The sequence below is a fragment of the Deinococcus sp. genome (assembly GCF_030523985.1).
Taxonomy (GTDB): domain Bacteria; phylum Deinococcota; class Deinococci; order Deinococcales; family Deinococcaceae; genus Deinococcus.
The window spans coordinates 1-5,245 of the sequence record NZ_JAUNHK010000108.1 but is presented as its reverse complement, the minus strand read 5'-3'; the positions used below and the strand labels follow the sequence as shown (position 1 = coordinate 5,245).

Here is a 5,245-nt window from a genome sequence, read left to right as displayed (position 1 = left end):
ATCGGGTATCCCATTGCTCCCAGGCCGAGAAAAGCAGTCGTGGTCATGGTGCATTTACCCTAACGGCTGCCACGGGTGAGCACCGGAATCTATGAACTCGGTTCAAAAAATGCCGTTACGGTTTTGCTGCGCTGACGCCTGATGGGGCGGGCGAGTTATCTGAGGGGCTGAGACGCCTGAGGGCAGAAGGGAAACCATCCCAGACGACACTTTCCACGCCCGAACTTTTAGACCCTTGGCCCCTCGGCCAGTTCTCCCGTGCCGAAGCGTTCGCGCAGGAAGCGGCCCTGGGTCAGCAGGTGGTCTGCTGCCGCGTGGTCGTGGCGCAGCGCTTCACGAATACCGCTGGTCATCAGGGACAGTTGCTCGTCCAGCAATTGCTCCGGCGTTTGCCCCTGCGCCGTCAGGTGCCGCCGCGCCCCGTCGGTCAGGTTCAGGTAGGCCCGCAGCGTGTCGGGCAAGTAGCTCTGGCGGGTCTGGGTCAGCAGGTAGCGGGCGCGGGTGTCGGTCAGGGTTCCCGCTTGCAGGCCGTCGTGAATCAGGCACAGCAGCTGCCACGCCTGGGCGCGGGCAGGGTCGGGCAAGGCCAGAATGAGTGTTTCAGGCGCAGCTTCATTCTCCGCCGCCGCTACGGGCAAGGGGGCCACCGCCGGAGCCGCCGCCAGCGCCTGTCGCTTCTGGGCTTTGGTGGTGTTGTCCACATAGGTAATCAGGGCGATGCCCCCGAAAATCACCGCCAGAATCAGCACCGCAATCATGGCCGCATCCTAGCGCCGCAGCGCGGGTTCCCCCGACCCTGGGCGCGGCAGGGCTCAGCGTCCGGCATTCCCATTCTGTGCCGCCTGATTCTGGGTGGCCTGGTTCTGGGCACGGGCGACGCCGCCGAGGTCTTGCAGGTTGAGGAGGAAGTTGCTGTCGGCGGGCACCATCACGGTCTGGATGCCAGGCGCGAGTTTTTCCGCCACCGTCAGCTGAATGAGTTGCGGATTCTCACGCAGGGCCTTGCCGCGCAGCGAGAGGGCTTCAGCCTCGCCCCGCGCCGTGGCGACGGCGGCCTTGGCTTTACCCTCGGCGTCCACCACGGCCTGCTGCGCCGAAATCTGCGCCTGCTGAAGCTTGTTTTTCTGCACGGCGACCTGCTGCTCGGCGGTCTGTTTTTCCTCGATGGCCTTGGCGACACTGTCGGGAATCTTGAGTTCGCGCAGCAGCACCGAGTCCAGAATCAGATTGTTGCGGGTAAATTCCTGGCTCAGCGACTTGATGATGCTGGCCTCGACCTGCTGGCGCTGAGTGGAAATCAGCTCGGCGGCGTTGAACTGCCCGATGGCGTCGCGCACCTTGGAGCGCACCTGGGGCCGAATGACGGTGCGGAGGTAATCGCGCCCGAGTTCCTTGTGCAGCACGGCGGCCTTGTTGCGGTCAATGCGGAACTGCACCGTCACGTCCGCCGTGATGCCCAGCCCTTCCTTGGAACGGGCGTTGATGGCCCCTTCGTCGCCGTCCTGCACGTTGTGGGCCAGGGTCACTTCCTGCAAGCGGGCGTCGTAGAGGTTGAGCTGCTGCACGCCCGGCACCACGAAATGCACCCCTTCTTGGAGGGTGGACAGGCTGCCGCTGAGCTTGTTGAAGCCCACGCCCACATAGCCCGCCGGAACGACCCGCACGCTCTCGAAAATCAGCAGGGCGGTCAGGGCCAGAGCGCCAATCAGGAGACCGCGCTTGGGCGTCAGGCCACCGCCAGCAGCGCGGGGCGGCTTGACTTTCGGGGCTGCGGTGTCTGTGCCGGGGATTCCAGTCATGCCACCACTACGCGCCCAGCACACAAAAAGTTGCGGCTATTCGACTTCTCGCCAGTACACCCAGCGCCCGTCCAGCTGGACAAACTGGCTGCGCTCGCGCATTCGGTGGGGCTGCCCGTCCGAGCTTTTCATGCTGGCGGTGAAGTCCACCTCATCTCCCTCGGCCCGGTGAATCCGGAGGCCCGTGTACTTGACCCCGTCGTTCAAATTCAGTTCGGCTGGGACGGTGTCGGGGTGCCAGGTGCGGCGCACATATTCGGCGTCGGCCAGGGCATAGGCCGAGTAGCGTGAGCGCATCAGGGCTTCGGGGGTCGGGGCGGCCTTGTCGCCCGTGTGGAAAGGCTGGCAGCAGGCCGAATAACTGCGCCCACTGCCGCAGGGGCAAGGCTTGAAGGGCGGGTAAGGACGGGGCATGAGGGAAGTGTAGAGGGCTAGAGGTGCCAGCCTGCGGGCCGCTCCTTGATGACCCGCGCAGGAACGCCCACGGCGGTGCAGTTGGCAGGCAAGGAGCGGTTGACCACCGCGCCCGACCCCACCACGCTCCACTCTCCGATGCTGAGACCCTGATTGACGGCGGCAGTCGTGCCGATGTCGGTTCCTTCACCCACCTGCACATTGCCGCTCAGCACCACCCCCGGCGCGAGGGTCACGAAGTCGCCCAGCACGTCGTCATGCGCCACCATCGCCAAGCGGTTGAGCAAGGCATGTTCCCCGATGCGACAGTCAGTGGTCGCCATGCTGCCCGCGCACAACACGCTCCCCGCTCCAATCTGGGCGCGGCGGCCCACCACGGCGGTCGGGTGAATCAGGGTGGCAAACAGCTTTTGCCCCTGCGCCTGCAAGCGCTGCGTGACGCGGCGGCGGACATGGGTGGCCCCGATGGCGACCGTCACCCAGACTGCCGATTGACCCTGAAGCCAGTCCACGTCGCCCAGCACGGGTAAGTCATGCACCCGCTTACCGTGCGTGGCGGCGTTGCTGTCCAGCCAGCCCAGAACGTCCCAGACGGGAACTCGCGCCGCCGCATTGATGTCCTCTATCAGTTCATGAACTTCCCGCGCATGTCCGCCCGTCCCGACGATAACGAGGCGCTGGGGGGCATGTTCGGGGCTAAGGGTCATGGGGAAAGTATGGCCTAGGTCGCCGTTCTGCCGCTAGACATTCAGTATCTGCGCTACTTGCCCCAAGTAATAACCCACATAATTTGGTCGCCAACCCACCACCGTCCCCTCCCAGGTGCGAAAAGTTTCGTCGTAAATGGCGGCGCGGCACATCAGGGTCAGCGCGATACTGGCGTTTTCAGTCAGCACAGCGGCGGCAGCGGGGCATCCCAGCGCCTCGGCATAGGCGGCGCTCAGGCGCTCACCGAGGTCTGGGTAAGCCTGCCGAATCTTCAGTCCCTCGCGGGCAGGGTGAAGCGCGAAGAATAGAAACCAGCCCGCGTCTAATAGAGGGTGGGCCGCCGCCTTCGTCTCGCTCCAGTCAAACCAGACCGCGCCGCGTTGCCCCACCAGGGCATTGCGCGGGTGGGCGTCACCGTGCGCGGGCAGGTCGGGTAGCCCCAGCGCCTGCCAGCGCTCAAATTGCCTCTCCAGCACAGGTCGGGCCGCCTGAAGCTGCCCCACTTTTTCGGGGGTAAGGCCCCAGCCGCGCAGCACGTCATCCGCTTCCAGCAAGGTCGTCACCCTGGCCCACACTGCCGCAAAAGGTAGCCGCTCCGCGCCCAATTCTGCCAGTGTGCCCGCGTCTGCCGAAGTCTGAAACGCTGCCAGACGACGTAGAGCTTGTTCCCAGGCTTGCAAATCGGCGCTGCCCTCCAACAATTCGCCGCCCGTCTCGCTCAGTTGCCAGCCACCACCCGCCGCCAGCAGCGGAGGCAAAAGCTCGGGCTGGCGGCGAGACAGATAGGCGCTGAACGCAGCCTCCAGCGGCGAGGCCGACACCTTGAGAAAGAGGAGACGCCCGCCCGTTTTGACCTCCACGACGGTATTGAGGTCGGTGCTGGAAATCAGCCGCAGTTCGGGGGTATGAATGCCCTGTTCGCTTAGCCACTCTAAAATTCGCGCCCGCCAGCCAGGACGCTGCCACATCTGGGCGCGGGGCAGAGGCGAGGCTTCAGCAGCGGCCCAGGCCCAGCCGGTAGGCAAATTTTCGGTCAAGGCTTGGAGGTGCAGCGGTTCCTGACGACCTGCCATCAGTCCCCCGTCATGGAGCAGCCAAGCCTCTATTTGTGCCGTCTCGCGCAGCTTTTCGGTGGGTGAATCGGACGGCGCAAGCTCCAGCGTGGGCCACGTCCCAGCGTTCTGGGCCAGAAGGCGGCCTTGCGGATGCCACAAAAGCAGCGAGGGCGTCATGCCTCAGAGTTTAGTAGACGTCCCCGCCCTTTACCCTCCGCCCTCAACCCTCTACTCTCTCCCCCATGTCTGTCACCACCCGCATTGCCCCCAGCCCGACGGGCGACCCCCACGTCGGCACCGCTTATCAGGCGCTGTTCAACTCGGTCTTTGCCCACCAGCACGGCGGCAAGTTCATCGTCCGTATCGAGGACACCGACCGCACCCGCTACAACGCCACCAGCGAAGGCCGCATTTTGGACATGCTGGACTGGCTGGGCATTGTCCCCGACGCCAGCCCCCGCAAGGAAGACGACTTGGGGCCATACACCCAGTCGCAGCGGGCCGAACTGCACCAGAAGTACGCCCAGCAACTGTTGGAATCGGGGGCGGCCTACCGCGCCTTTGACACACCCGAAGAACTGGAGGAGCGCCGCAAGGCCGCCGAAGCCCGCAAGGACAGCTTTCTGGGCTATGACCGCCGTGACCGTGAGCTTTCCCGCGAAGAATCTGACCGCCGCGCCGCTGCGGGCGAGGAATTTGTGGTTCGGCTCAAGGCTCCGCTGGAAGGCCAGACCGTGATTCGTGACCGTCTGCGCGGCGACGTGGTATTCGACAACAGCATTCTGGACGACAAAGTGCTGCTCAAGCGCGACGGCTTCCCGACCTACCACCTCGCGGCGATGGTGGACGACCACCTGATGGGCGTAACCCACGTCATCCGCGCCGAGGAATGGCTCAGCAGCACGCCCATTCACCAACTGATTCTGCGCGGGCTGGGCTGGGACGAACCCGAGTGGATTCATACGCCTTGGCTGCTGTCCAGCGGCGGCAAAAAGTACAGCAAGCGCCGAGGCGACCCCTCGGTGGAAGACTTCCGCAAGATGGGGATTTTGCCTGAAGCCCTGCTGAATTACCTCGGCATGATGGGCTGGAGTATGCCGAACGGCGAGGAACTGTTCAGCGTGGCCGACATGCAGCGCGAATTCACCTGGGAGCGCGTCTCCCTGGGCGGCAGTACCTTCGACGTGACCAAGCTCAAATGGCTCAACGGGCGTTACCTGCGCGAAGTGCTGAGCGAGGAGGACGTGGTGGCGAGGCTGCGCGACTACC

General features: G+C 64.7%; 6 protein-coding genes. 1 reads left to right on the top strand and 5 read right to left on the bottom strand.

What is annotated here, in order from left to right:
* Nucleotides 1-227 precede the first annotated feature (227 nt).
* The 5 genes from Q4C89_RS12675 to Q4C89_RS12655 are packed head-to-tail and all read right to left on the bottom strand — an operon-like array spanning nt 228 to nt 4,153.
* Nucleotides 228-758, bottom strand: coding sequence for a hypothetical protein (locus Q4C89_RS12675; RefSeq protein WP_303102985.1), 531 nt, complete (start codon nt 756-758; stop codon nt 228-230).
* Between the two features lie 54 nt (nt 759-812).
* On the bottom strand, nt 813-1,799 hold the full coding sequence (locus Q4C89_RS12670; protein WP_303102984.1) for a prohibitin family protein: 987 nt from the start codon (nt 1,797-1,799) through the stop codon (nt 813-815).
* Between the two features lie 36 nt (nt 1,800-1,835).
* Nucleotides 1,836-2,213, bottom strand: a complete 378-nt coding sequence (locus tag Q4C89_RS12665) for a YchJ family protein (RefSeq protein ID WP_303102983.1) — start codon at nt 2,211-2,213, stop codon at nt 1,836-1,838.
* Between the two features lie 17 nt (nt 2,214-2,230).
* Nucleotides 2,231-2,920, bottom strand: a complete 690-nt coding sequence (locus Q4C89_RS12660) for an acetyltransferase (protein WP_303102982.1) — start codon at nt 2,918-2,920, stop codon at nt 2,231-2,233.
* Nucleotides 2,921-2,953: 33 nt separating this feature from the next.
* Nucleotides 2,954-4,153: a hypothetical protein gene (locus tag Q4C89_RS12655; protein ID WP_303102981.1), complete on the bottom strand. Its 1,200-nt coding sequence runs from the start codon at nt 4,151-4,153 to the stop codon at nt 2,954-2,956.
* Nucleotides 4,154-4,218: 65 nt separating this feature from the next.
* On the opposite strand from Q4C89_RS12655, the gene gltX reads away from it, so the two are divergent.
* On the top strand, nt 4,219-5,245 hold a 1,027-nt coding region (gene gltX, locus Q4C89_RS12650), incomplete at its 3' end, for a glutamate--tRNA ligase (RefSeq protein ID WP_303102980.1).